At 56.9% G+C, this 23,608-nt stretch carries 24 protein-coding genes and 1 tRNA gene; 9 read left to right on the plus strand and 16 right to left on the minus strand.

What is annotated here, in order from left to right; all coding sequences use genetic code 11:
* Positions 1–2: 2 nt before the first annotated feature.
* Positions 3–1,157, minus strand: a complete 1,155-nt coding sequence (locus K3727_11620) for an acyl-CoA dehydrogenase family protein (protein UWQ89479.1) — start codon at positions 1,155–1,157, stop codon at positions 3–5.
* Between the two features lie 142 nt (positions 1,158–1,299).
* On the opposite strand from K3727_11620, the gene K3727_11625 reads away from it, so the two are divergent.
* The 3 genes from K3727_11625 (at position 1,300) to K3727_11635 (ending at position 3,678) form a co-directional block, all read left to right on the plus strand.
* Positions 1,300–2,298, plus strand: a complete 999-nt coding sequence (locus tag K3727_11625; GenBank protein ID UWQ89480.1) for an NADPH:quinone oxidoreductase family protein — start codon at positions 1,300–1,302, stop codon at positions 2,296–2,298.
* A gap of 175 nt (positions 2,299–2,473) precedes the next feature.
* Complete coding sequence (aroQ, locus tag K3727_11630) at positions 2,474–2,923, plus strand: type II 3-dehydroquinate dehydratase (GenBank protein ID UWQ89481.1); 450 nt, start codon at positions 2,474–2,476, stop codon at positions 2,921–2,923.
* Entirely contained in the window at positions 2,920–3,678 is a 759-nt protein-coding gene (locus tag K3727_11635) for a LuxR family transcriptional regulator (GenBank protein UWQ89482.1), read from the plus strand. The genes aroQ and K3727_11635 overlap by 4 nt, the downstream gene beginning before the upstream one ends.
* Before the next feature lie 529 nt (positions 3,679–4,207).
* Here the strand turns inward: K3727_11635 and tsf are convergent.
* The 5 genes from tsf to K3727_11660 form a co-directional block, all read right to left on the minus strand.
* Positions 4,208–5,083: a translation elongation factor Ts gene (gene tsf, locus K3727_11640; protein UWQ89483.1), complete on the minus strand. Its 876-nt coding sequence runs from the start codon at positions 5,081–5,083 to the stop codon at positions 4,208–4,210.
* A gap of 75 nt (positions 5,084–5,158) precedes the next feature.
* Positions 5,159–5,932 (minus strand): 30S ribosomal protein S2, encoded by a 774-nt coding sequence (gene rpsB, locus K3727_11645; GenBank protein ID UWQ89484.1) that lies wholly within the window; start codon positions 5,930–5,932, stop codon positions 5,159–5,161.
* A gap of 161 nt (positions 5,933–6,093) precedes the next feature.
* The gene (locus tag K3727_11650) at positions 6,094–6,951 is read right to left on the minus strand and encodes a 1-acyl-sn-glycerol-3-phosphate acyltransferase (protein ID UWQ89485.1); all 858 of its coding nucleotides are present in this window, start codon (positions 6,949–6,951) and stop codon (positions 6,094–6,096) included.
* Complete coding sequence (locus K3727_11655) at positions 6,948–7,712, minus strand: GNAT family N-acetyltransferase (protein ID UWQ89486.1); 765 nt, start codon at positions 7,710–7,712, stop codon at positions 6,948–6,950. The genes K3727_11650 and K3727_11655 overlap by 4 nt, the downstream gene beginning before the upstream one ends.
* 111 nt (positions 7,713–7,823) lie before the next feature.
* Positions 7,824–8,009, minus strand: a complete 186-nt coding sequence (locus tag K3727_11660; GenBank protein UWQ89487.1) for a DUF3553 domain-containing protein — start codon at positions 8,007–8,009, stop codon at positions 7,824–7,826.
* A gap of 29 nt (positions 8,010–8,038) precedes the next feature.
* Between K3727_11660 and K3727_11665 the strand changes: the two genes are divergently transcribed.
* The gene (locus tag K3727_11665) at positions 8,039–8,635 is read left to right on the plus strand and encodes a histidine phosphotransferase (protein ID UWQ89488.1); all 597 of its coding nucleotides are present in this window, start codon (positions 8,039–8,041) and stop codon (positions 8,633–8,635) included.
* 77 nt (positions 8,636–8,712) lie between these two features.
* Here the strand turns inward: K3727_11665 and K3727_11670 are convergent, their stop codons facing one another.
* The 9 genes from K3727_11670 to K3727_11710 all read right to left on the minus strand — a co-directional run bounded on the left by K3727_11670 (position 8,713) and on the right by K3727_11710 (position 16,256).
* Positions 8,713–9,978, minus strand: coding sequence for a glutamate-5-semialdehyde dehydrogenase (locus K3727_11670; protein ID UWQ93353.1), 1,266 nt, complete (start codon positions 9,976–9,978; stop codon positions 8,713–8,715).
* A gap of 70 nt (positions 9,979–10,048) precedes the next feature.
* Positions 10,049–11,155: a glutamate 5-kinase gene (gene proB, locus K3727_11675; protein ID UWQ89489.1), complete on the minus strand. Its 1,107-nt coding sequence runs from the start codon at positions 11,153–11,155 to the stop codon at positions 10,049–10,051.
* Positions 11,143–12,177 (minus strand): GTPase ObgE, encoded by a 1,035-nt coding sequence (gene obgE / locus K3727_11680; protein UWQ89490.1) that lies wholly within the window; start codon positions 12,175–12,177, stop codon positions 11,143–11,145. The genes proB and obgE overlap by 13 nt, the downstream gene beginning before the upstream one ends.
* A gap of 104 nt (positions 12,178–12,281) precedes the next feature.
* Complete coding sequence (locus K3727_11685; protein ID UWQ89491.1) at positions 12,282–12,818, minus strand: GNAT family N-acetyltransferase; 537 nt, start codon at positions 12,816–12,818, stop codon at positions 12,282–12,284.
* On the minus strand, positions 12,815–13,426 hold the full coding sequence (locus tag K3727_11690; GenBank protein ID UWQ89492.1) for a LysE family translocator: 612 nt from the start codon (positions 13,424–13,426) through the stop codon (positions 12,815–12,817). The genes K3727_11685 and K3727_11690 overlap by 4 nt, the downstream gene beginning before the upstream one ends.
* Positions 13,427–13,511: 85 nt before the next feature.
* Positions 13,512–13,781 (minus strand): 50S ribosomal protein L27, encoded by a 270-nt coding sequence (rpmA, locus tag K3727_11695; protein ID UWQ89493.1) that lies wholly within the window; start codon positions 13,779–13,781, stop codon positions 13,512–13,514.
* An 11-nt stretch (positions 13,782–13,792) separates the two neighbouring features.
* Entirely contained in the window at positions 13,793–14,341 is a 549-nt protein-coding gene (gene rplU / locus K3727_11700) for a 50S ribosomal protein L21 (protein UWQ89494.1), read from the minus strand.
* A gap of 221 nt (positions 14,342–14,562) precedes the next feature.
* On the minus strand, positions 14,563–15,393 hold the full coding sequence (locus tag K3727_11705) for a DUF2059 domain-containing protein (GenBank protein ID UWQ89495.1): 831 nt from the start codon (positions 15,391–15,393) through the stop codon (positions 14,563–14,565).
* Positions 15,393–16,256 (minus strand): DUF2059 domain-containing protein, encoded by an 864-nt coding sequence (locus K3727_11710; GenBank protein ID UWQ89496.1) that lies wholly within the window; start codon positions 16,254–16,256, stop codon positions 15,393–15,395. The genes K3727_11705 and K3727_11710 overlap by 1 nt, the downstream gene beginning before the upstream one ends.
* A gap of 122 nt (positions 16,257–16,378) precedes the next feature.
* Between K3727_11710 and K3727_11715 the strand changes: the two genes are divergently transcribed.
* The 5 genes from K3727_11715 to K3727_11735 all read left to right on the plus strand — a co-directional run bounded on the left by K3727_11715 (position 16,379) and on the right by K3727_11735 (position 22,302).
* Positions 16,379–16,468: transfer RNA gene (locus tag K3727_11715), tRNA-Ser, on the plus strand.
* A 624-nt stretch (positions 16,469–17,092) separates the two neighbouring features.
* Positions 17,093–18,094 (plus strand): glycosyltransferase family 2 protein, encoded by a 1,002-nt coding sequence (locus tag K3727_11720; protein ID UWQ89497.1) that lies wholly within the window; start codon positions 17,093–17,095, stop codon positions 18,092–18,094.
* Positions 18,095–18,108: 14 nt separating this feature from the next.
* The gene (locus K3727_11725; GenBank protein UWQ89498.1) at positions 18,109–19,107 is read left to right on the plus strand and encodes a flippase-like domain-containing protein; all 999 of its coding nucleotides are present in this window, start codon (positions 18,109–18,111) and stop codon (positions 19,105–19,107) included.
* Positions 19,104–20,447, plus strand: coding sequence for an NAD(P)/FAD-dependent oxidoreductase (locus tag K3727_11730; protein UWQ89499.1), 1,344 nt, complete (start codon positions 19,104–19,106; stop codon positions 20,445–20,447). Before K3727_11725 ends, K3727_11730 begins: the two co-directional genes overlap by 4 nt.
* Positions 20,434–22,302 carry a hypothetical protein gene (locus tag K3727_11735; protein UWQ89500.1) on the plus strand — a complete coding sequence of 623 codons (1,869 nt, stop codon included), beginning with the start codon at positions 20,434–20,436 and terminating at the stop codon, positions 22,300–22,302. The genes K3727_11730 and K3727_11735 overlap by 14 nt, the downstream gene beginning before the upstream one ends.
* A gap of 245 nt (positions 22,303–22,547) precedes the next feature.
* Here the strand turns inward: K3727_11735 and K3727_11740 are convergent, their stop codons facing one another.
* Entirely contained in the window at positions 22,548–23,549 is a 1,002-nt protein-coding gene (locus K3727_11740) for an AraC family transcriptional regulator (GenBank protein ID UWQ89501.1), read from the minus strand.
* Positions 23,550–23,608 lie beyond the last annotated feature (59 nt).

Consider the following 23,608-nt stretch of genomic DNA (forward strand, 5'->3'; position numbering starts at 1 on the left):
TCTCACCCTGGCAGCCCCAGAATACGCTTTGCAATAATGCCCAACATCACCTCAGAGGTGCCGCCTTCGATTGAATTGGCCTTGGAGCGCAGCCAGGACCCCGGCAGCCCCGCCTCCCACTCCAGCGCTGCTGATCCTTCGGCCCCCATGATCAGCTCCTGACGGCGTTTGTTCAGCTCGGTTCCCGCATATTTCAACATCGCCGACGCGTCCCCGACGCTGCCTCCTGCTTCGACCTGGTCCTTGTAACGTTCCAACGTCAATCCAAAGGCCAGCCCATCGATCTCGGCCCGCATGGCGTCTGCCCGCAGGATCGGGTCACTGTTGCCGGTTTCGCTGTCTGCCAGCACCGCACCCAAGGCGCGACCACCGCCCATCAGGGCACCACCTGCGCTGATCATCTCGCGTTCATGGGTCAAAAGATATTTGGCCACATCCCAGCCCCGGTTGATTTGTCCGACGACCTGGGTTTTGGGCACCTGTACGTTGTCAAAAAACGTCTCGCAAAATGGCGAAGCCCCGGAAATCAGCTGAATGGGCCGTGTCGACACGCCCGTGCTGTGCATATCGATCAGAACAAAGGAGATTCCCTTGTGCTTAGGGGCGTCGCGGTCGGTACGCACCAGCGCAAAAATCCAGTCGGCCTTGTCCGCATAGGACGTCCAGATCTTTTGTCCGTTGACCACCCAATGATCGCCACAATCGTCGGCCCGGGTCTGTACACCGGCCAGATCAGACCCTGCGCCGGGTTCGGAGTACCCCTGACACCACCGGATCTCTCCGCGCGCAATCGGCGGCAGAATCTCCTGTTTCTGGGCGTCACTGCCGAACGCCAACAACGCGGGCCCAAGCATCCAGATGCCAAAGCTTTGCAAAGGTGTGCGGGCGTTGATGCGCTTCATCTCCTGGTGCAGGATCTTTTCCTCGTCCCGGGTCAATCCCGCACCGCCGTATTCTTTGGGCCAGGTTGGCACCGTGATCCCGACACTGGCACATCGGCGCAGCCACACCTCCTGTGCCTCGCTGGCGAACTGCCAATTCGCACCTCCCCAGCAGATATCGGCCTCGGACGCCGGTCCATCCCGCATTTCGTCCGGACAATTGGTTTCGAGCCATGCCCGCCAATGGGTCCTCAGCTGTTCCAAATCTTGCGCCATGGCTTTGGCCTCTTTCCAGGGAAAAGATCGTTGCGTCATTGTTCCGCTGTGCAGAATTGCATTTCGCCGAAAGTCTGACAACATACCCAAACCCTGTTCGACTTAACGTCACAATCAACCCTTTGAAGAGAGTGTTCCTCTGATGAAAGCCATGCTCAGCACCCAAATTGGCGGCCCTGAAACCTTGGTCTGGAGCGACCTGCCCGACCCCGAGGTCAAGAAAGGCCATCTATTGGTTGGGGTCCAGGCGGCCGGTGTCAATTTCCCCGATACGCTGATCATTCGTGACATGTACCAGATGAAACCACCCCGCCCCTTTGCCCCTGGTGGCGAGATCGCAGGCGAGGTTCTGGCGGTCGGTGACGGCGTTAACGGGTTTTCTGTCGGAGATCGGGTGTTGGCCCTGACGGCCCACGGTGGCTTTGTGTCTCACATCAACATTCCGGCGGCCTCTGCGGTCAAGATCCCGGATGACATGCCGTATGAGGACGCCGCCTGTTTCATCTTTACCTATGGCACCTCGCATCACGCGCTCAAGGATCGGGCGCATTTGAAACCCGGAGAATCGCTGTTAATTCTGGGCGCGGCCGGCGGCGTTGGAGCCGCCGCAATCGAATTGGGCAAGGCGGCCGGGGCCAAGGTCATTGCAGCCGTCTCCAGCGAGGAAAAGGCCGAATTCTGTCGTCAATTGGGGGCAGATGAAACCATCGTGTATCCGACCACATTGGACCGCGACGCCCAGAAAATGTTGTCGGCCGAATTCAAACGACTTTCCGGCGGCGAAGGTGTTGATGTGGTCTATGATGCGGTTGGCGGGGATTACGCAGAACCTGCCATCCGGGCGCTGGCCTGGACCGGCCGCTTTCTGGTGGTCGGGTTTCCCGCAGGCATCCCCAAAATCCCCTTGAATTTGACCCTGCTAAAAGGTTCCCAGATCGTAGGGGTGTTCTGGGGAGCGGCCGTATTCCGCGACCCAAAGGGGCACGAAGAGAACAGTTCTGAATTGTTTTCGCTGTATTCCGAGGGAAAGATCCGGCCCCGGATCACAGCCGCCTACCCGATGGATCAGGCCGCTGATGCGCTGCGCCTGATCGAAGACCGCAAAGTCATGGGCAAGGTGGTCCTGACGATACCCACCTAGAACACTTTGGCCCTGGGCACCCGCAGCCTAGGGCTGAAAAGGCTCAGATCCACACAAAACCCCCTAAAAAGTCGCAGCGTTATTTTGCGATTTGGCATCTTTTTTACGATCCAACCTGCTGGACATACAAACGTAATCCTGTTTATGAAATTAGGTGTATGGGGAATACGTAGAAATGTTTAGTGTTTTGGTTCTCAATGGGCCGAACCTCAATCTGCTGGGAACGCGCCAGCCCGAGGTTTATGGGTCAACCACCCTTGCAATGGTGGAACGGGCATGTGCGGCTCATGGGGCTGCGCTGGGGCTGGATGTGACGTGCTTGCAGTCCAATCATGAGGGCGCTTTGATTGACGCCATTCATGCCGCCAAGGGCGTTCACGCCGGCATCGTTCTGAATGCAGGCGCTTACACGCACACCTCGATTGCGCTGATGGATGCGATTGCATCAGTCGAGCTTCCCGTGATCGAAGTCCATTTGTCCAACATTCATGCGCGCGAGGCGTTCCGCCACACATCCTATATTGCGCCCGTCGCACTGGGACAGATTTGTGGCTTTGGTGCGCTGGGCTATAACCTGGCTCTGGACGCGCTGAACAAACATCTGTCAGAGGTTCCACCCGCATGAACCTTCGCGACTATTTGTTTTTTGTATCTTATGCATCCAGCCTGGAAGAACTTTGGGCTGCGCATACCGAGCAGATGGGCAAATATGGGTTTGATCGTTTGCTCTATGGCTTTACCCGGTATCGGACCGAAAATTCTTTGGGCGACCCCGAAGATTTTGTCATCCTCAGCAATCATACGACAGAGTATGTGAATGGGTTTGTCCACAACGGTCTCTATTTTCATGCGCCCATGTTGCAATGGGCGCTGGAAAACCAGGGTGCTGGCAGCTGGAATCTGATTGCACAGATGATGCAACAGAATGGAAACCCCTCAGCCGAAGCTGTACGAGTTTACGAATTCAACCAAAAAATGGGCGTGATTGCGGGGTATACCGTCAGTTTCATGTCCTTGTCCGCACGCTCCAAGGGCGCAATATCCTTGGCAGCGGCACCGGGCATGACACAGGATGACGTCGATGCGGTTTGGGCCGAACACGGCCAGGACATCCTGCTGATGAACAACATGGCTCATCTCAAAATCATGTCGATGCCATACAACCCGCCCAACCGCGGATTGACCAAACGTCAGCGCGAAGCATTGGAATGGGTTGGAGATGGCAAGACAACCCAGGACATCGCGTTGCTCATGGGACTGACATCGGCAACCGTGGAAAAACATCTGCGCCTCGCCCGCGAGGCGCTATCGGTTGAAACGACCGCTCAAGCCGTTATGAAAGCTGCCCTGCACAACCAAATGTTCGTGATGGAAGCCTGACTGCAATCCTGCCGCGAAAAAATCTGTGCGGCGGCGCAAAAATCGCCCAATAATTGGGCGAAAACGTTAAATTTTCGTTAAACTTCCCCGAGGTAAGGAAATCACTACTTTCCAATTCAATGGCTTCGCGGCACTCTGTAATAGTTCCGTGAGTGGTGGCTTTAGCCTGAGGAGCATCGGGAAAAGATCCCTGCCATTTCAGGGCTCTCTGACCTGTCCGGTTCAAGCGCTTATAGTCGGCGTACTTGAACCGGAGAATTTGAAAGGTCCTCCATCCCCATATAGGGACCTTCAAAAATAGCGGGGCTGCAGGCAAGTGCAGCCCCGTTTTCTATTTCAGAACCGATTTTTATGTCGCGCCCTGCCCTGACAGAATGAAAGTTTTATCCTCGAAGAACGGCTGCCTTCTAAAAACAACTGCGGGGTGTCCGGATCAACGGCCACGCCGTAATGGTTCTGAGATGGCGACAGACAAAAAAAGGGCCGCTCCAAATATGGAACGGCCCCAACATCATCAGATCTTGCGGGCTTAGCCCTGAACGGCTTTGGCCACTTCTGCTGCAAAATCTTCTTTTTCGACTTCGATGCCTTCGCCCACTTCCAGACGCACGAAACCGGTGACTTCTGCGCCGGCCTCGGAAACAGCGGCCCCCACGGTCAGGTCAGGGTTCACAACGAACTGCTGGTTCAGCAGGGTCGACTCGGCAACGAATTTCTTCATCCGGCCAACGATCATTTTTTCGATCACCTGCTCCGGTTTGCCGGACTCGCGGGCGATGTCCATCTGGACCTGCTTTTCTTTTTCGACAACCGACGCGTCCAGGTCAGCTTCGGACAAAGCGGCAGGGTTCACAGCGGCGATGTGCATCGCAACCTGTTTACCCAGGGCCTCGTCTCCGCCCTTCATGGCGACCAGAACGCCGATCTTGCCCATGCCAGCGGTCGCGGCATTGTGGACATAGGACACAACGGTGTCGCCTTCCAGCGCGGCCATGCGGCGCAGCGACATGTTTTCGCCGATGGTTGCGATCTTGGCGGTAATGGTATCGGCAACGGATTTGCCGCCCATGTCGGCCGCAGCCAGCGCGTCAACGTCGTTCACGCCCAGAGCAACGGCAGCAACACCGGCAACCATTTCCTGGAATTCGCTGTTTTTGGCAACAAAGTCGGTTTCCGAGTTGATCTCGACGGCAACACCTTTGCCACCTTCAACAACAACGGCCACCAGGCCTTCTGCGGCTGTACGGCCGGATTTCTTGGCAGCTTTTGCCAGACCTTTGGTGCGCAGCCAGTCAACGGCGGCATCCATGTCACCATCGGTTTCGGTCAGGGCTTTTTTTGCGTCCATCATGCCTGCGCCGGTCGAGTCGCGCAGTTGCTTTACGAGTGCAGCGGTGATTGCCATTTTGGCTCTCCTCAAATCAAACGGATTTGGGGCAGGGTCTACCCTGCCCCAGATGTCAAATCAGTGACAGTCGGATCAAGCTTCGGCAGGTGCTTCTTCTGCCAGGACTTCTTCCGCGGGGGCTTCTTCCAGAGCGCCCAGGTCAACGCCTGCTGCACCCATCTGTGTGGTCATGCCGTCCAGAGCAGCGCGTGCCGCCAGATCGCAATACAGGCTGATGGCGCGCGATGCGTCGTCGTTGCCCGGGATGATGTAATCAACACCATCGGGCGAGCAGTTGGTGTCAACCACGGCCACAACCGGGATACCCAGTTTATTGGCTTCGGCAATCGCCAGAGCTTCTTTTTTCACGTCGATGACGAACAGCAGATCAGGAACGCCGCCCATTTCGCGGATCCCGCCCAAAGAAGCCTGCAGCTTCTCCTGGTCGCGTTCCATGCCCAAACGCTCTTTTTTGGTCAGACCTTCGGCGCCGGTTTCCATCTTCTCGTCGATTTCTTTCAGACGGTTGATCGACTGGGAAACGGTTTTCCAGTTGGTCAGCGTGCCGCCCAGCCAACGGTGGTTCATATAGTACTGAGCCGACTTTTCAGCAGCTTCGGCGATCGGGCCTGCGGCCTGACGCTTGGTACCAACGAACAGAACACGGCCGCCTTTTGCAACAGTGTCACGCACAGCCTGCAGAGCCTGGTCCAGCATGGGAACAGTCTGGGTCAGGTCCATGATGTGGATGCCGTTGCGCGATCCGTAGATAAACGGACCCATGCGAGGGTTCCAACGCTGTGTCTGGTGACCAAAGTGAACGCCAGCTTCCAGCAGCTGACGCATGGTGAACTCGGGAAGAGCCATGCTATTATCCTTTTCCGGTTTCTATCCTCGGCGGGGGTATTGAGAGCGGATGCTCCAACCGGCGGTTTGTCAGGGATGTCTCCCCCGAACAGAACCAAACCCCGCCTGCGGGTTTCGATGGCGCGCGTATACGGCAGGTTTTCACAGGGCGCAAGGGCAAATCAGCCTTGTTTTGCACCGCTTTGCCCATTGGGTCTGGCCAGCGCATGGGCATGACGCACGGCCTCTTCACAATGGAGCGCCAACGCCTTGCGATCGGGAAAATCGCTGACCTTGGCCGGGGTATGATAAATCAACTCGACGCTGCCCTGACGCGGCGCAGCCAATGCCTTGAGCAGATGCGGGCCGAACTCCATGTCGCCCCACCAGCCATAAAACCTGTCGGCTTCCCCCAAGGGGGCATGAAACACCACAGTGACCGGCTGAACATACAGGATATCGCGCAGATGATCCGTAAAGAAAGCCGCAAACAGCGTTGTTTTAAAAGGTAGAACCCGCAACCCGTCGGTTGACGTACCTTCGGGAAAGAACAGCAACTTGTGCCCAGCTTTCAACCGATCTTCGAACAGCTTTGTCTGTTCACGCGCCTTTTTGGGATTGCGTTCGATGAACACGGTACCGGTCGCGCGCGCCAGCCAGCCAATTCCGGGCCATTTCGCCACTTCGGCCTTGGAGACGAAATAGATCCGTTTGCGTGCGTTCAGGGCAAAGATGTCCAGCCACGAAGTATGGTTTGCCACCACGGCACCGCGTTCCGTCATCAACGTGCCTGTGGATGTGAATTTCATCCCCAGAACGCGAAATGCATTTCGGCACACAAACTGGGTGATAAAAGGGGTGACCGGGCGATGCAGCCCGTACAGCGGATATTCGATCAGTCGAACCATCAGCATCACGATCAGACCGCCAAATACCAGCCCGGCCAAAGGAAGACCGCGCAGCAGGACCCGGATCCAGCCCAATGGACTGATGATCACAGGCTCTGGTGCCTCGTCACTGTCCCACAGAGGGTCTGTCAATTGCTGCGCCCCCCGGCATAGATCCGGCGTTGTCTATCATTCAGACGTTTGGTGTCCAGGATCAGGCAGACGTCAGTTGTGTTGAAACTGCGGTCCACAAACGCCCCCTCGCCGATAAAACCACCCAATCGCAGGTAGGCCTTGATCAGCGATGGAACCTGTAACATGGCTGAACGCCGGTCCAGATCGTCCGGCGACACCAGATCCATTGGCTGGAAATGTTCTGGTTGCGCCCGGACCCGCAATTCGGGCGGGGCCAGATGATTGTGATGCAACATCGACAGCGGGTTGGCCAATTGTTTCAGATCCGTACCGTGAAAGCTGGCGACGCCAAACAGGATCTCGATGTGATGCTGTTCAACGTAATCCGACAGGCCCGACCACAGATGAAACATCGCCATGCCGCCACGATAATCTGGGTGCAGACACGACCGTCCGAGTTCCAGCAGCTTGCGTCCACTGGTTTTCAAAGGTGTCAGATCATATTCATCCTCGGAATAGAATTGTCCGGCCTTGGCAGCCTGATCATCGCGCAACAAACGATAGACCCCGACGACCTGCCCGGTGCTGATGTCTTCGGCGAGCAGATGGTCAAAAAACGGGTCGAACCTGTCCATCTCCAGACCGGCGTCGTGGTCGACCATCTCACCGCCGCCGCCCAATTCACGAACAAAGACATCATAGCGCAGACGTTGGGCGGCTTTCAGCTCGGCGTCGGTCCGGGCGATCCTGACAGAAAAGGAGGAGCTGGAGTCAGACATCAAAATGCCATTTCAACTGGGGTCAAGGGTTGCGCGCTGATACCGCAAATGACAAAGATTTGGCAACAGTTTGCAGTTATTTATCAGGTTTTGTTAACTCTTCATCAACCTCTATGAGGGATCAAAGACAGGGATCAGGGCAATACGTGTTCCGTCGATGACCAATTTGCCCTGATCACGGAAATTCACGGTGATTTTGCCACCGATATTCGACTGAACCTGACCAAGGCCCCATTCGGGGTGGTCGGGATGGTTTACATACATACCAGGCGCGAGAATAGCGTTGAGGTCTGTCATCTTGGATGGATCTCTTTCGGAGGAAGACTATGGGAGAAAATAGCGCCAATCTGGCGGCATTGATAGGGTCCAGGATCTGCCACGATCTGATCAGCCCGATTGGGGCAATCACCAATGGGCTAGAACTGTTGGACATGGCGGGCAATGTGCCGGGCCCCGAACTGGACCTGATATCGGACAGTGTCGGCAATGCAGGGGCGCGCATTCGGTTTTTTCGCGTCGCCTTTGGCGCAGCTGGCGATCAGCTGTTGGGGCGCCCAGAAGTTGTGGCCATTCTGGATGATCTCAACCGGGGCGGACGGTTGAACATGCAATGGGGACCGCTGGATGCCCAACCCCGATCCCTGACGCGATTGGCCTTTCTCGCGCTGCAGTGCCTGGAAACCGCGACGCCCTATGGCGGCAATGCCCAGGTGTTCTGTGATCGCGACGACTGGACCGTCACCGCCAATGCGACCAAATTGAACATTGATGAACAGCTCTGGAGCCATCTGAGCAGCCCCCAGAGCGACGTCAATATCACTCCGGCACAGGTGCAATTCGCGCTGTTGCCTGTTGTCGCGGCCGAAATCGGACGCCGCATAAAAGTCGGATTTTCCGAGACACAGATTTCGATTCAATTCTGACCCCGGTCGCATTCATGCAAAACGCCGCCTGATCCCGATCAGGCGGCGCTTGCAATGTGTCGCCTGCGGCGGGACAATCAGGGGCGGGTTGTTCCGTTCCCACGCACAAGATATTTGAAGCTGGTCAACTGCGTGGCACCGACTGGCCCCCGTGCATGCATCTTGCCTGTGGCAATGCCGATCTCGGCACCCATGCCGAATTCGCCCCCATCGGCGAACTGGGTCGAGGCATTATGCATCAGGATGGCACTATCCAGCGTGGCAAAAAAGCGGTTCACAGCAGCCTGGTCCTCGGCAATAATGCAATCAGTGTGCTGCGAATGATGATCGCGGATATAGGCGATCGCCGCGTCAACATCATCGACCTGTCGCGCGGCAATGATCGAATCCAGGAATTCCTTGCCCCAGTCCTCATCCGTCGCCGCGATCATGCCATCTGGTCCGGGCAGACCTGCCTCGGCGCGGATTTCAACACCAGCCGCAGCCAATGCGTCCAATACATCGCGTCCCAATGTGTCAGCAATATCGCGATGGATCAAAAGACATTCGGCCGAGCCGCAAATCCCGGTCCGCCGGGTCTTGGCATTCAGGATAACGTCCAGAGCCTTTTGCGGATCGGCGGATTTGTCGAGATAGATATGCACGATGCCTTCGAGATGGGCAAAAACCGGCACGCGGGCTTCGCGTTGAACCAAACCGACCAACCCTTTGCCGCCCCGCGGTACGATCACGTCGACATAATCAGTCATCGTCAACAGCGCCTGCACCGCCGCCCGGTCCCGCGTCGGGATCAGCTGGATGGACTCTTCGGGCAGGTTGGCAGCGCGCAGCCCATCGACCAGACAGGCGTGGATCGCGCCAGACGAATGAAAGCTCTCGGACCCGCCCCGCAGGATTACGGCATTGCCCGACTTCAGACACAGCGCGCCCGCATCGGCCGTCACATTGGGACGGCTTTCATAGATCACCCCGATCACCCCAAGAGGCGTGGCAACCCGCTGGATATTCAACCCCGACGGCATATCCCATTCGGCCAGAACCGCACCCACAGGGTCGGCCTGTTCCGCCACGGCGCGCAGCCCGTCAACCATACCTTGAATACGACCCTCATCCAGCATCAACCGGTCCATCATCGCCGCGCTCAGGCCCTTGTCGCGACCAAAGTCCAGATCCTTGGCATTGGCGGCAATGATTTCGGCGCGACGCGCCCAAACTGCATCCGCTGCTGCGATCAGGGCTGCATGTTTGCGTTCTGCCGTGGCGGTGGCCAACGCCGTGGTCGCCGCCTTTGCCCGTTTTCCGATGTCGGCCATCAACGCGGGAATGTTATCCGTATCTTTCATCATCTTCGTCCTTTCCCAATCGGGATGCCGCCAATGTCAACGGCTGGAATTCATCAGACAGACCCAGTGTTCAAAGTGCCATGTCATCGCGGTGGATCAAAGCAGCCCGGCCCGGATAGCCCAGCGTTTCTTCGATTTCCGAGGATTGGCGCCCTTTGATGGCCTGTGCCTCTTGTGCAGTATAGCGGCTGAGCCCCTGGCCCAGCATGTGCCCGTCCGGGCTGAGAATGGCCAGCGGTTCCCCGCGGCCAAAATCGCCCTCCACATGCGTGATCCCTGCCGGCAGCAGGCTTTTACCAGATTTCAGTGCCCGTGCTGCACCCGCATCCACTGTGATCGTGCCACGGGCCTTCATCGCTGCGATCCAGCGTTTGCGTGCAACATGCGGATCCTCATGCGCCGTAAACCACGTGCAGTTGGCACCATCGACAAGCGTTTTCAATGGGTTCAACGGCGATCCTTCGGTGATTACCATGGCACATCCCGACGCAGTCGCCATCTTGGCGGCCAGCAATTTGGTAATCATCCCGCCCTTGGACAATCCCGACACACCATCTCCAGCCATGGCTTCGATTTCCGGTGTGATCGTGTCAATCACGTCAAAGCGTTGCGCCGAAGGATCCAGAACGGGGTTGCCCGAATAAAACCCGTCGACATCCGATAACAGGACCAGTTGATCGGCGCCAACCGTCACCGCAACCTGTGCCGCCAAACGATCATTGTCTCCATAGCGGATTTCATCCGTGGCGATCGTGTCGTTTTCATTGACGATGGGAACCACGCCAAGACCCAGCAAGGTTTCCATGGTGGCGCGCGAATTCAAATACCGGCGCCGATTTTCGCTGTCCTCCAGCGTCACCAGAACCTGGGCAGTCTTGATCTTGTAAGGTGCCAGCGCTTCCTCGTAAGCGCGGGCCAGACGGATCTGTCCCACCGCAGCTGCGGCCTGGGACTGTTCCAAAGGCAGCTCGGTGCGTGGCAGCCCCAACACGCCACGTCCCAGCGCGATCGACCCGGATGACACCAGGATTACATCCTTGCCCGCCTGTTTTAACCAGGCCACATCGGAGGCCAGAGAATGCAGCCAACCCGCCTTGAGATCACCGCTGTCCCGATCTACCAAAAGGGCCGAACCGATCTTGATGACAACGCGGGCAGCCTCCTTCAGGGTTGCCAAGGCTTGGTCTCCTCCTGGGGTTTCAGTCGCAGCCGATCTTCGGTGATCTCTGAGCGCAAAGCCCGCAGCACCTCTGTCACGCCCAGACGGCTGACGCCGGACATGGTCATGACCTTGTGGCCCGCTTCTTGCTCCAGCTCGGCCTTGGCAGCTTCCAGTTCGTCGTCATCCAGCGCATCGACCTTGTTCAAAACGGTCACGCGGGGCTTGTCGGCAAGATGACCGCCATAAGCTTCCAGTTCGCCGATGATCGTACGGTAATCGCCTGCAACATCTTCGGATGTACCATCCACCAGATGCAGCAACACAGAACAGCGTTCGACATGCCCCAGGAACCGATCGCCAATACCGCGCCCTTCATGCGCACCGGCGATCAGGCCGGGAATATCAGCGATCACAAATTCCGCCCCATCCACGCCAACAACTCCCAGGTTCGGGTGCAAGGTGGTGAACGGATAATCCGCGATCTTGGGGCGTGCATTGGACGTCGCAGCCAGAAACGTCGATTTGCCCGCATTGGGCATCCCCAACAGCCCCGCGTCAGCAATCAGCTTCAATCGCAGCCAGATGGTGCGATCCACGCCTTCCTGACCGGCATTGGCCCGGCGCGGTGCCTGGTTGGTTGCCGATTTGAAATGCAGGTTGCCAAAACCGCCATTGCCGCCTTTGGCCAGCAGGATCCGTTCACCAACCTCAGTCACATCGGCGATGACGGTTTCCTGGTCCTCGTCCAGAATCTCGGTGCCGACAGGAACCCGCAAGATGATATCATCACCATCCTTGCCTGTGCGCTGTTGCCCTCGTCCGGGTTGGCCGTTTTTGGCAAAGAAATGCTGTTGATAGCGAAAATCAATCAGCGTGTTCAGACCATCAACGGTTTCGATCCAGACCGATCCACCCTTGCCGCCGTCGCCGCCATCCGGCCCACCGTATTCAATGTATTTTTCGCGACGGAAACTGACACAGCCCCCACCACCGCCACCCGAGCGGATATAGACCTTGGCCAGATCGAGGAATTTCATGTCGGCTCCTTGCCCACCAGCCTGCGCCGCGGACCTTTTATCTTTGAGAGTGGCGGGAACACCCGCCTGCGCCTCACTTACCGCAAAGCGCAGGTCAGGCTCAATCACAGTTTTCGGCTATAGGTCCAGGTTGGCACAGTTGCATCGCGTGCAACCGAGAAACTTTCGGCATCGCCAAGGTATTTGAACCCGCAATGGGTCAGAACCCTGGCCGAGGCCGGATTGTCCTGAAAAACGCTGGCAAACATGGTGTCGTTCTTGAGCGGATTGGACCCGACCAGCAATTGCAACGCATCCGAAGCCAAGCCGGTATTCCAGAACGGCGGTGCCACCCAATAGCCGACTTCGGATTGATTCCGATCCATGCGTTTCAGACCAATGATCCCTTTCAGCTCCGCGCCTCCTTCGCGGGTGCCGTCGATGACCCAAACGTCTTCGCTCCGGTCTTCGGCCATCGCACGCGCAACAAAGGCGTCGACGGCACCCGGCGGCAGCGGATGCGCGATTGACGTGGTCATGCGTGCAACCCGTTCGTCGCTGGCATAATGCGAGATCAGCCCGGTATCGGACTTTCGCACCGGGCGCAGAATAAAACGCTCGGCCTCCAGGACAGGTTGCGCAACGAGGTAATCCAAACTCATGGCTGTGTTCCTCCTCCGAACACGACAAAAGCAACGGACAGGACGGTCAAAGCCGCCAATGCCCACATCAGATATCTTTCCCAAATCGACCCCGCGACCACATGCGCAATGCGGTCGCCCGCATAGCACCACATCGGATGCAGGATCACCTGGCAGCCCAATAGCACTGCCGCAATTGTCAACGTCGCTTCGAATTGGGGCGTGCCCGGCGCGACGAAACCGGAAAACCCCGCGATGATCATACCCCAGGCTTTGGGGTTCAACGGATGCACGATCAGCCCAGCCAGGAACCCCGGTGCGGCGCTGTCGCTTTTTTGACCCGGCACCAGACGCAAGTTCGCGACCCTCCATGCCAGATAACAGATGTAGACAGCCGACACCCACTTCAAGAGCGCGAACACCCCGGGGGCCTGATCTGCCAGCGCCATCAACCCAAATCCTACGGGCCAGATCACAAGCTGCTTACCCAGGGCAACCCCGGCCACAAACGGCAATGCCGCACGCAGCCCAAACCGGGCACCTGTTGCCATCAAAGCCATATTCGCCGGCCCAGGCGTTCCCACCTGCGACGCAGCAAAAAGGGCAAAACTGATGGCATGAACAGCCATGATGATCACAGATCCTCAAAACGAAAAGAGGGACCGGCGTTATCGCCGATCCCCCTGAATTTTTCACTAACCTTTCAGGTTCGGCTTATTCTGCGGCCTCCGCCACTGGCAGAACCGAAATGAAGGTGCGGTTTTTCAGTCCCTTGTGGAACTTTACGGCGCCATCGACAGTCGCAAAGATTGTGTGATCTTTGCCCATGCCTACGCCTTCGCCGGGCCAAAATTTGGTCCCGCGCTGACGCACGATGATGTTGCCCGGAATAGCGGCCTGACCGCCATACAGTTTCACGCCAAGGCGACGACCCGCAGAGTCGCGACCGTTACGGGAGGAACCACCAGCTTTTTTATGTGCCATTCTGTCTCTCCTTAGCCCTGAGCCAGCTCTTTAGCTTGCTCAACCCATTCGGGTTTGATCTTGATTGCTTCGATAGCAGCAATATCGTCTTCCGACAATGCCGCAATCTGAGCAAACGATGTGATGCCTGCGTCGTTCAGCTTGGTCACAGCAGCGGGACCGACACCGGTCAGCTTGGACAGGTCGTCGCCTGCCGCAGCCGGAGCAGCAGCTTTTGCAGCCTTGGCAGGTGCTGCCTTGGTTGCGCCCGATGCCAGGATCTCGGTGATCTTGACCAGGGTCAGCTTCTGACGGTGACCGACAGTCCGCTTGGAGCTGTGCTTACGACGGCGTTTGACGAACTTGATGACCTTGTCACCTTTGATCTGATCGATCACTTCGGCCTGTACAGCAGCACCTTCGATGAAGGGCGCGCCAACAACCGGAGCGTCGCCGCCCAGCATAAGCACATCGTTGAATTGGATGGTTTCGCCAGCATCTGCAGCCAATTTTTCAACGCGGAGGATATCGCCCGCCTGAACTTTGTACTGCTTGCCGCCAGTCTTGAGGACCGCAAACATTGCGTCTTTCCTTTTTCAACCGCGTTCTGTGGTCCCCGATTTACCGGGCGTTTGCGACCAGCCAATTACAGGGCTGGATCACCTCGAACAGCGCGCCCATTGTACAGGGCGGATTACATATGAAACCCGGCACAGAGACTCCGGGCCGGGATGCGGGCTTATGTCCCTCTCTGCGTGCCAAGTCAAGTGGGTTTATGAATACCCCCCAGGCAACGGGCGCCTTACAGATCGTGTGTCTCCATCGCCCGTGCCGCGGCCGCGCCCAGATCCCGGTTGATTGCATTGTACAGCGTTTCAAATCCCGCGAACAAAACCCTGTTCAACGCCTGACCCGAAGCGGTTTGGGAAAACGCCAGATATTGTTCCATTTCCGTGTCGCGCAGCGGATCATAGGCCAGCAACAGATAGGCATAGATCCAATCAGAGATACTGTGCTCTATCTCGTCTGCTTCGGCCCAGACATCGGCCAGAATATCATCTTCGGGCACGCCGTTACCGCCCTGACGGGCAAAACTGACCAGAAAATGATAATTGGCATTCAATGCCCCGGACACATTCAAGGCGACCAGATCGTTGACGGCGACAAATTCGCGGATCACCACGTAGCGCGCATCCTTATCATGGGCCCGGTCCGACAAATCCAGGATCAGTTGATCGGCCAGTTCGGTTTGGGCCATGATCTCGCGCGCATCATATTCCAGTGTCAGGATCCGTTGTCCCAGCGGTGTGCCAAAGAACGCCAGGATATCCTGCCGTTCCGATCCCGATAGCCCGGCCTCCAACGCATCGGCAACGGTGCTCACAATCCGATCGGCATCGTAAATGGCCGCGACCTGTGATTGCCAGGTGCGTCCGCCCTGCCCGCCCATCATGTCCTGATCAATAGCCGCGCCATAGGCGATGCCCTCGGTCCGGAGCATCTCAGCCAATTCGGTCAGGCGTAGGCCGTCTGACAATGACCCGTTGTCCTGCTGCGCGCTCACCTGAAAGGATGCGCCCAGAAAACAGACGATCATAAATGTGGTTCGTACCCACCGAAACACTTTGCCCATCAGATGTCCTGCCCGGGATGCAACTTCGCCATACGAACAGCCAGAACCTCAAAGCGATTGGCCGTGACTTCGTATTGAACGGCATTCAGCAATTCATAGACCTTTTGCATCAATGGTTGCTCCAACGCTTTGACATAGGTTTCCAGATCCGTGTTGTCAAAATCGCGATAGGTATATGCGGATGCGGCCAACCCGCTTTCGGTCAGCGCGGCCTTCAGATCAGTTTCACTTTCCTTCATCAAGGCCCGCAACCCCTGTTCATCAATGCGCAATTCAATCACGCCCGCCGCGCTGGCAGTCAAAAGGAACCTGATCTGGATTTCCTGAAGGGCCCGCGCCCCGATGCCCGAAGCGTCAGTCGCGCGAACCAATCGATGGAACAGTTGAAACCGTGTCGCGTCCTCTTGGGTCTGCAACTCTTGTACAATCCGGGTACCTTCCGTCTGTCTGACGTCATCGGCATCATCCAGATGGGCCGCATTTTCCACGGCAACCAACCGTTGCCCCAGATCCGTTTCATAAAAGTCAACGGCATGACCCAGCATGTCATCATCGAGGGTCGCAATCAAAAATTCCACCGCCATCTGGTGCATGTCATCGACATCGAACACCTGCTTGGCCAAACGCGCCCAATCGGTTCCGAACTGACCCGGTTCCAATCCCAACATATCCGGCGCGCTTGCCGCGCTGAATTTGATCGACTCCAACGCCGTGTCAAACCCGGTCGTGACCAAAAACGCCTCTACCTTCTGCTTGTCAGCAGCCCGCGCCGGACCGGGTGAGCCCAGGGATGCAAGCAACAAAGTTACGATCAGGAACGGCACAAAAGCCGGGCGAAAAAGGCGCAGTACAGAATAGGTCATAGCAATAAGCCTAGGCGAAATTCGGGATCGGGCAATAAAAAACATGTTTCTTGAAAATAGTATGAATTCCGCCTTGCACCCCGCAGGTTTCCCCATTAAACGCCTGCCTCACAGACCCCCGCGGAGAGGTGCCGGAGTGGTCGAACGGGGCGGTCTCGAAAACCGTTGTGGGTGCAAGCCCACCCAGGGTTCGAATCCCTGTCTCTCCGCCATTATCCCCCTGATACCATAAGACAATTATTGATTTTTGGGGCATAGTGTGCTTTTCGCCATTGTTGTTCTTTCGGCCAAGGGTGTCATATTGTGACCTCTTTTGGGCCTTCCGGCACTGCCAAGTATGCCCCTTTTGGGCATCTGTTCTGACAGCTTTGCGCCTTTTCCGCATGCGTTCAGGCAAACAATAAAGAGACCTTGCGTTTGCAGGATCCCGAACAGCATCTTCCCAATGTGACAGACATAAATGGTGACAGGCATAAATGGCTGCGTCGCCGAAACGTTGTTGTCGACCGCGTTTGCTGCGCGGCGGCACCCAGGCCATATCCAGATCAATCGCGCTCCGCGCCATCTCACACTGTCATCGCAGGACGACCAATCTGTGAGCTTTAAAATGTAGGAGCCCGCCTGCTCAGGCTGGCGTCCCGCAGCCAAGCCGCCAAGACCATTCGTCAGCCAAGGCCGAAACCGACCCATTGTTGCCGACATTGGAGAAAAAACCTGACTTTTGGGTGTTTTGGCAGCATCTGCGCACAATACCGGCCCCAAACCGAGGTTTTTCTTGCCCGATTTGTTTAAAAGCGTTGTTATTATGGAATTCTCGCCACCGGTACAAAAACCTGATGTCTGAAGAACCCGACCCTTTTTCCACCCGGCCCCATATCTCGGTTGTTGTGCCGTGCTATAATGAAGAAGAGGTCATTGAGCAGACAATTGTTCAGCTCGTGGCGTTTTCCCAGGCTTTACCGAATAAAACGGTGGAGATCATCTTTGTCGATGATGGAAGCCAGGATCGCACACTCGATTGCCTCAAACATGCAGCCATGCGCCATCCCTTTATCCGGATTTTAACGTTCGCGCGAAACTTTGGGCATCAGATAGCGGTCACAGCCGGAATCGACGCCGCGTCGGGGGATGCGGTCGCCTTGATCGACGCTGATCTTCAGGATCCTCCCGAAGTGCTTTTGGAGATGATCACACATTGGGAAGCCGGGTATGACGTCGTCTATGGTGTTCGGTCCACGCGAGAAGGCGAAAGCGCGTTCAAGATTTCAACGGCGCGGTGGTTCTACCGGATTCTGAACCGATTGTCCGAAACGCCCATTCCGCTGGATACCGGGGATTTCCGGCTGATGGATCGTAAGGTCGTCGATGTGCTGTGCAACATGCCGGAACGGCATCGCTTTGTCCGAGGGCTGGTGGCCTGGGCCGGATATCGTCAGCTCGCCCTGCCCTATGACCGAAAAAAAAGGGCAGCGGGCACGTCGAAATACCCTTTGCGAAAAATGCTGCGCTTTGCGGCGGACGGCATTTTATCCTTTTCGTCAAAACCGCTGCAAATCGCCACAAATCTGGGCATTTTTTCGGCCAGCCTGGCCTTGATCGGGATCATCTATGCGTTGGTGTTGCGGATATCGACCAACATTTGGGTGGAAGGCTGGACCGCATTGATGATTGCGGTGTTGTTCTTTGGCGGGGTCCAGCTGATTTCACTTGGGATCATCGGCGAATACATCGGCCGGATCTACGAGGAAACCAAGGGGCGGCCTTTGTATATCGTACGTGAACGCATCGGCTTTGAAACCGAAGACGACATGACCAAACCAAGCGTTGTTCGGGCGTGAGCGGGCGAAAGTTCATGCGCGCGGCCGTTGGGGTCGCTGTGTCTGGCCTGTTCTTCTGGCTGATCCTGAAGACGATCCCCCTGTCAGATCTGCTCGTTGCGGTGCGCGCTGCCGATGTCGGTTGGATCTTGATCGGTTTGGCTTTTTTCATCTTGGGTTATGCCTGCCGGATCTGGCGTTGGCGCCTGATGCTGGCCTCTTATAATCCGGAACTCGGCTGGGGGCGCTGTTCGGTGCCGTTCATGGCCTCGATTGCCGCCAACAATGTGCTGCCATTTCGTGCCGGTGACGCATTGCGCGCCGTCGCCTTTTCCGGGTGGCTTGGTGTGCCGACGGCCCGGGTTCTTGCGACGCTTTTGGCGGAACGGTTGATGGATCTTTTGTCGCTGCTGTTGGCGCTCGCGTTGACATTGACAGTCTTCAGCTTTGACGGCGGCAAACTCGATGCTCTTTTTGGGTGGAGCGCGTCCTTTTTTGTCCTGGTCACGGTTGCCGTGGCTCTGGTTCTTGTTTTTCCGGGTATTCTGCATCCTGTGGTCCGCTGGCTCGTCTCCAGATTATCCGGGCGTGCTCCGGCATTGGCGGCCAAGCTGGATGCGCAGGTCAATCACCTGTTCGAAACACTTAAAACGCTGGCCCAGCGGTCGCGCATGGTTGTCTTGTTGGCCTGGTCCTTTTTAGCCTGGAGCTTTGAGGCTTGTGTCTTTTATGCGGTTGCGCGCGCGCTGCCTGACATCACGACACCGGCGGCGGCCTGGTTTGCGATGCCGGTTGGAACATTGTCGACCTTGTTGCCATCAACACCGGGGTATATCGGGACGTTCCACTATTTTGTGATGGAGGCCGCCAGGTCGCTGGACAACCCGGAAATCGCAGCCGCCGCTTTTGCCGTTCTCGCACATCTCGCGCTTTATGTTCCCGCTACGTTGTGGGGGGGACTCAGCTTTGGATACTGGGTTCTCACACGCGCCAATACCGGGCCCGCTTCCTCCGAAAAGGTCAGATCTCGATGAGACACCCAAATGGGGGCACGCCCCGACCCAGCACAACAATTGTCGGCGGAGGATTTGCCGGATTGTCCTGCGCCTATGACCTGGCCCGCCAGGGACATGACGTTGTCGTTTTGGAAGCGGACCAGACGGTTGGCGGGCTTGCGGGTGCCTTTGACACCAAAGGTGAGCGTCTGGATCGGTTTTATCATCATTGGTTCACCAACGATCTCGAAGTGATGACGCTGATCGACGAATTGGGACTGAGCGATCAGGTCATGACCAATCCGACCAATACCGGGGTTTTTTACGCGAATAAGATCTTCAAGCTGTCCAACCCCATGGATTTGCTCAGGTTCACCGCCCTGCCCTTTCTGGACCGCATTCGGTTGGGTCTTTTGACGCTCAGGGCGCGCCGGGTAGAGGATTGGAGGGCATTGGAAGATGAAACAGCCGCAGACTGGCTGCGCAGACTGGGCGGGGATACCGTCTTTGATGTCGTCTGGAAGCCCCTGTTGGCCGGAAAATTCGGACCCTATGCCGAAACCGTGTCTGCCGTGTGGTTCTGGAACAAACTAAAACTGCGCGGCGGAAGCCGGGGCAAAGGGGGCGAAGAGCGGCTCGCCTATTTGAAGGGAAGTTTTTCACGCCTGGCCGAAGCAACCGCACAGGGCATCGTTCAGGCGGGCGGCACGGTGCGCACCGGATCGCCAGTAGAGCGGATCGAGCACATGGAACATGGCCGTTGGAGGTGCTCTGGTCCCTGGGGAGATATGGAAAGCGACAATGTTGTTGTCACCACGGCGTTGCCGCTCATCGCCGATATGGTGCAGGACTGGGCCACGCCTGAATACCAACAGCAGTTGCGCGGTATAGACTACCTCGCAAATATTTGCCTTGTTCTTCGGCTCGACCGATCGCTTTCATCGACCTATTGGCTGAACGTGAACGACATGTCGTTTCCCTATGTTGGTGTCATTGAACACACGAATTTTGAAAGCGCCGATTCCTATGGCGGTGAACATATTGTCTATCTGTCGAAATACCTGCCGCACACAGATGCGCTGTATCTGATGGAAGACAATGAGGTGATGGAGTTTTCAATTCCCCACCTGCAACGCATGTTCCCCGAATTCGACCGCGAATGGGTCCGCGATTTTCACGTCTGGCGGGCCCGCTGGTCACAGCCGGTTGTCGGCAAACATTATTCGCGTCTCATCCCGGACACCGACGGGCCTCGTCGGGGGTTACACATCTGTTCCATGGCGCAGATCTATCCCGAAGACCGCGGCACCAATTACGCCATCCGAGAAGGTCGCAGGATGGCGGCAAAAATCCTGGACGTCGCCCATGCGCGAACCTGATGTCATCATGCGGCGGCTGCCGGTTGTGTACGGTTTTGCAGCGCTGGGCGCGTTGATCGCCATTGCCGGCATCGGGATATGGCATACACCATTGGCACCGCTGGCCAATCACGGCGAAGCTGCCGCGTTGCTCAGATCCCTACTGGCGCTGCCCATGCCGCTTGTATTTGCCATATGGGCGGGTTGCGATTGGCGCAGTAAACCATTTTGGATTGTCGCGCTTGTGGCGGGCAGCGCCATTGTTCTCAACGCCCCTTTGTTCATTACAATGTTGTTGGCTTTGGCGATTGTTCTGGCGTTGGCAACGCTGGGTGTGCCGCTCGGCTCTGTGCCGCCTTCGTCGATTTCGTCCGCTTCCACGGTATCACCAGGGACACAGCTGGGCTGGGCCATCGGGCTGATCGCTCTGAGCGCCGCTTTGCGCCTGTCGGTGCTCGACGAGCCATTCGAACGCGACCTGATGGTCTATGCCATGGTCGCGCGGAGCTGGCTTGAAGGTCTTGACCTTTATGCCCAGGCTTGGGACCACAAACCCCCGGCGATCTACGTGGTCTATGCCGGGGCAATCGGCCTGCTGGGCCAAGAACCGCTTGCCATATGGGCGTTGGGGATCTTGGCGTTTGGGTGCACGCTTGTTGGAGTGAAATTGGCTGCCGACCGGCTGGCGGGGCCACGGGCCGGTTTGGCTGCCATGGCGGTCTGGTCTGTGTGCGGTAACGACGTATTGTTGCAGGCCAACCAACCCAATGTCGAAGTCTTCATGAATGCGTGCCTCGTCTGGGCGCTTGTGCTTTTGCTGCCGACAGCAAAACATCCAAATCGACCGCACAATGTTCTGGCGGCCGGGCTCATGTTTTTTCTGGCATCCGTGTTCAAACAGATTGCCGTCTTTCCGGCGGTTCTGGCCGCGGTGTGGCTGTTCTGGACAGGGATGACATCCGGGCCGGAAAAATCGGGCACCAGGGCAACGGCTGCCCTGAAATCCGTCGCTGTTCTGGCTATCCCCGGATTAATCGGGTGGGCTGTCATTTTTGTGGCTTTTTCTGCGGCTGGAACCTTTGATTCCTTTTTCTACGCTGCCTTCAGCTTTAACCATTCCTATTCCGGTTCCATTTTTGGCAACCTTGCCAGGGTTGTGTTTGCCGGCGTTGAACACCCCTATTATGTTGCCCTTTTCTTAACATTGTTCTTTTTGCATTGGATGACGGAAAAGGGACCAAATCGAAGCCTGCTTCTCTTGCTGTACGTCGGGAGCGCCATCATGGTCGCGGCACCGGGCAAACATTTCCCCCATTACTATCAGCTTTTATTGCCACTTCTGGCCATCAGCACAGGTGTTTTCCTGACCCGGCACCTGCCCGGTGCCTCGCTGGTCAAATCGGTTCTGATTGCCCTGGCACCCATTTGGATCAGTTTTGGATATTTCACCTCGCCCGAACGGCTGGCACTGGTGAAATATGACGCCCAGGACCACGGCGGAGCAGCTGTTGAAAGCCGCGAGGTCGGGCGTTGGTTGGCGCAAAACACGACACCGGAAACGCGGATCCTGCATTGGGGTGCAGAACCGGGTGTGTATTTTTGGTCAGGTCGCCCAACCCCGTATCGCCACAGCTACAATTACCCTCTCTTCGCCGGACCCCGCGCGCAGACCATGCTCAAAGCATTCCAAACCGATATCGCCTGTCGGCCGCCAGACATTGTTGTCATCACAATCGACCCGACCCGAGCAGAAGACCCGATCCGGGATATGCTGGCACAGAGCTACTCCCCCATGCCAACACCCCTGCGGCTTGCGTTCTTTGAGATCTGGAGTGGCGAGATGGATCCATCCGCCTGTCCCCAACAGTCTGAATAGATCGACCAGATTGATGACCAGATAGGTGCCTAGACCTAGTCCAGTAGCTCTCTGTACAGATTTCGCTCTGGGTCGTGTCCTGTGCCTTGGGCGGGCACCCCAAACTGGCCAACTGGATCACCGATGCAAGCTGCCCATGCTTTTCGTCAGGATAGACCACTAATGGCCTCTGGGTGAGGTACGTTTTCCAGGCGTCCGGGTCTCGCCACCAGGCGGAAAATCTCCGGCAGGATTCAGCTCATAAATTATGGGGCTTTAGCCTTAACTTTCCTTCTAAAATCGCTTGGAGATACGCCAGCCTGCGACTTGAAGAAGCGCGTAAAATGGGATTGGTCGGCGTATCCCAAGGATCGCCCGATCATACCTATCGTCTGTTGATTGTCGCTCAATGCGGCTTTAGCCAATTCAATCCGCAACTTCTTTAACTCTCGTGCGGCGGTGGTGTTTTGCATCCGCAGGGCCGCCTCCATCCGTTTCCTGTCCAGCCCCAACTTTTGGGCGACGTCTTCTGCGCCGAGCTCCCTGTTCATCAGTAACGGACGGGCTGCGCTGCGCAGGGCCGCGACGATGGACAGATCCGGGTCTTTGGTCGACCCATTTTCATAGCCAATTGCCGTTTTGAGCCCGAGACCGGCGTGCAACCAGGCTGAGGGAAACTTGATTTCCAATCCGGGTCCGTCGGTCTTTATCAACCTGATGCCCATGTGCCCGCGCGGCACAGCCTGTGGAAACGGAGTGTAGACCCGCACTTTCGCCGGATCCCACGCGTCACTCGTCGCGCCTTGGATGAGCCGCAGATACAATGCTGCGCCAAACCCTTCGATCTGAAGGGGTTGGTTTTGGGTTTTGACCAGCCGGGTCACCGAATAGGTCGCACAGTCCGCTTCGATGGTCAGCGCATGCCTGACCGAACTGGACTCTTGCGGGACTTGCATCACCAGGCTGCACAGGAATTCGCCCACGGTCCGTGAATTGCGACCGGCCTCGGCAATGGGCGGCCAATTGGCAAAATCAAATTGTTCTGCAACGTGGCAGCCGAAATAGGGATCGCCCACCAGAACCGCCAGGTCATTGACCAAACCATAAAAGACTTCTGCATGGACTGCCATTTTGGGGTCGCGCAGCATGTCCTTGCTGAGCCCCAAACTTTCGAACGCCGGGCGAACATCCACGTGCTGGTTTTCGGCATGTTGAACAAGGGGCATAACCAGCGCTAGGCGGATAAATCCGTCGGTTGAAAGGGGCATGACCAGACCTTGGTTGTTTCGACTCGCCACAGTATTGCAGATTCAGGCCCAAGGTGTTG

This window comes from Rhodobacteraceae bacterium M382, from assembly GCA_025141015.1.
In the GTDB taxonomy this organism is placed as follows: Bacteria; Pseudomonadota; Alphaproteobacteria; order Rhodobacterales; family Rhodobacteraceae; genus Aliisedimentitalea; species Aliisedimentitalea scapharcae.

Excerpts from the sequence above, each read along its gene's own strand:
- K3727_11620 (UWQ89479.1), bottom strand. The coding sequence starts at position 1,157 with ATGGCGCAAGATTTGGAACAGCTGAGGACCCATTGGCGGGCATGGCTC.
- K3727_11625 (UWQ89480.1), top strand. The coding sequence starts at position 1,300 with ATGAAAGCCATGCTCAGCACCCAAATTGGCGGCCCTGAAACCTTGGTC.
- aroQ (UWQ89481.1), top strand. The coding sequence starts at position 2,474 with ATGTTTAGTGTTTTGGTTCTCAATGGGCCGAACCTCAATCTGCTGGGA.
- K3727_11635 (UWQ89482.1), top strand. The coding sequence starts at position 2,920 with ATGAACCTTCGCGACTATTTGTTTTTTGTATCTTATGCATCCAGCCTG.
- tsf (UWQ89483.1), bottom strand. The coding sequence starts at position 5,083 with ATGGCAATCACCGCTGCACTCGTAAAGCAACTGCGCGACTCGACCGGC.
- rpsB (UWQ89484.1), bottom strand. The coding sequence starts at position 5,932 with ATGGCTCTTCCCGAGTTCACCATGCGTCAGCTGCTGGAAGCTGGCGTT.
- K3727_11655 (UWQ89486.1), bottom strand. The coding sequence starts at position 7,712 with ATGTCTGACTCCAGCTCCTCCTTTTCTGTCAGGATCGCCCGGACCGAC.
- K3727_11660 (UWQ89487.1), bottom strand. The coding sequence starts at position 8,009 with ATGACAGACCTCAACGCTATTCTCGCGCCTGGTATGTATGTAAACCAT.
- K3727_11665 (UWQ89488.1), top strand. The coding sequence starts at position 8,039 with ATGGGAGAAAATAGCGCCAATCTGGCGGCATTGATAGGGTCCAGGATC.
- K3727_11670 (UWQ93353.1), bottom strand. The coding sequence starts at position 9,978 with ATGAAAGATACGGATAACATTCCCGCGTTGATGGCCGACATCGGAAAA.
- obgE (UWQ89490.1), bottom strand. The coding sequence starts at position 12,177 with ATGAAATTCCTCGATCTGGCCAAGGTCTATATCCGCTCGGGTGGCGGT.
- K3727_11685 (UWQ89491.1), bottom strand. The coding sequence starts at position 12,818 with ATGAGTTTGGATTACCTCGTTGCGCAACCTGTCCTGGAGGCCGAGCGT.
- K3727_11690 (UWQ89492.1), bottom strand. The coding sequence starts at position 13,426 with ATGGCTGTTCATGCCATCAGTTTTGCCCTTTTTGCTGCGTCGCAGGTG.
- rpmA (UWQ89493.1), bottom strand. The coding sequence starts at position 13,781 with ATGGCACATAAAAAAGCTGGTGGTTCCTCCCGTAACGGTCGCGACTCT.
- rplU (UWQ89494.1), bottom strand. The coding sequence starts at position 14,341 with ATGTTTGCGGTCCTCAAGACTGGCGGCAAGCAGTACAAAGTTCAGGCG.
- K3727_11705 (UWQ89495.1), bottom strand. The coding sequence starts at position 15,393 with ATGGGCAAAGTGTTTCGGTGGGTACGAACCACATTTATGATCGTCTGT.
- K3727_11710 (UWQ89496.1), bottom strand. The coding sequence starts at position 16,256 with ATGACCTATTCTGTACTGCGCCTTTTTCGCCCGGCTTTTGTGCCGTTC.
- K3727_11720 (UWQ89497.1), top strand. The coding sequence starts at position 17,093 with ATGTCTGAAGAACCCGACCCTTTTTCCACCCGGCCCCATATCTCGGTT.
- K3727_11725 (UWQ89498.1), top strand. The coding sequence starts at position 18,109 with ATGCGCGCGGCCGTTGGGGTCGCTGTGTCTGGCCTGTTCTTCTGGCTG.
- K3727_11730 (UWQ89499.1), top strand. The coding sequence starts at position 19,104 with ATGAGACACCCAAATGGGGGCACGCCCCGACCCAGCACAACAATTGTC.
- K3727_11735 (UWQ89500.1), top strand. The coding sequence starts at position 20,434 with ATGCGCGAACCTGATGTCATCATGCGGCGGCTGCCGGTTGTGTACGGT.
- K3727_11740 (UWQ89501.1), bottom strand. The coding sequence starts at position 23,549 with ATGCCCCTTTCAACCGACGGATTTATCCGCCTAGCGCTGGTTATGCCC.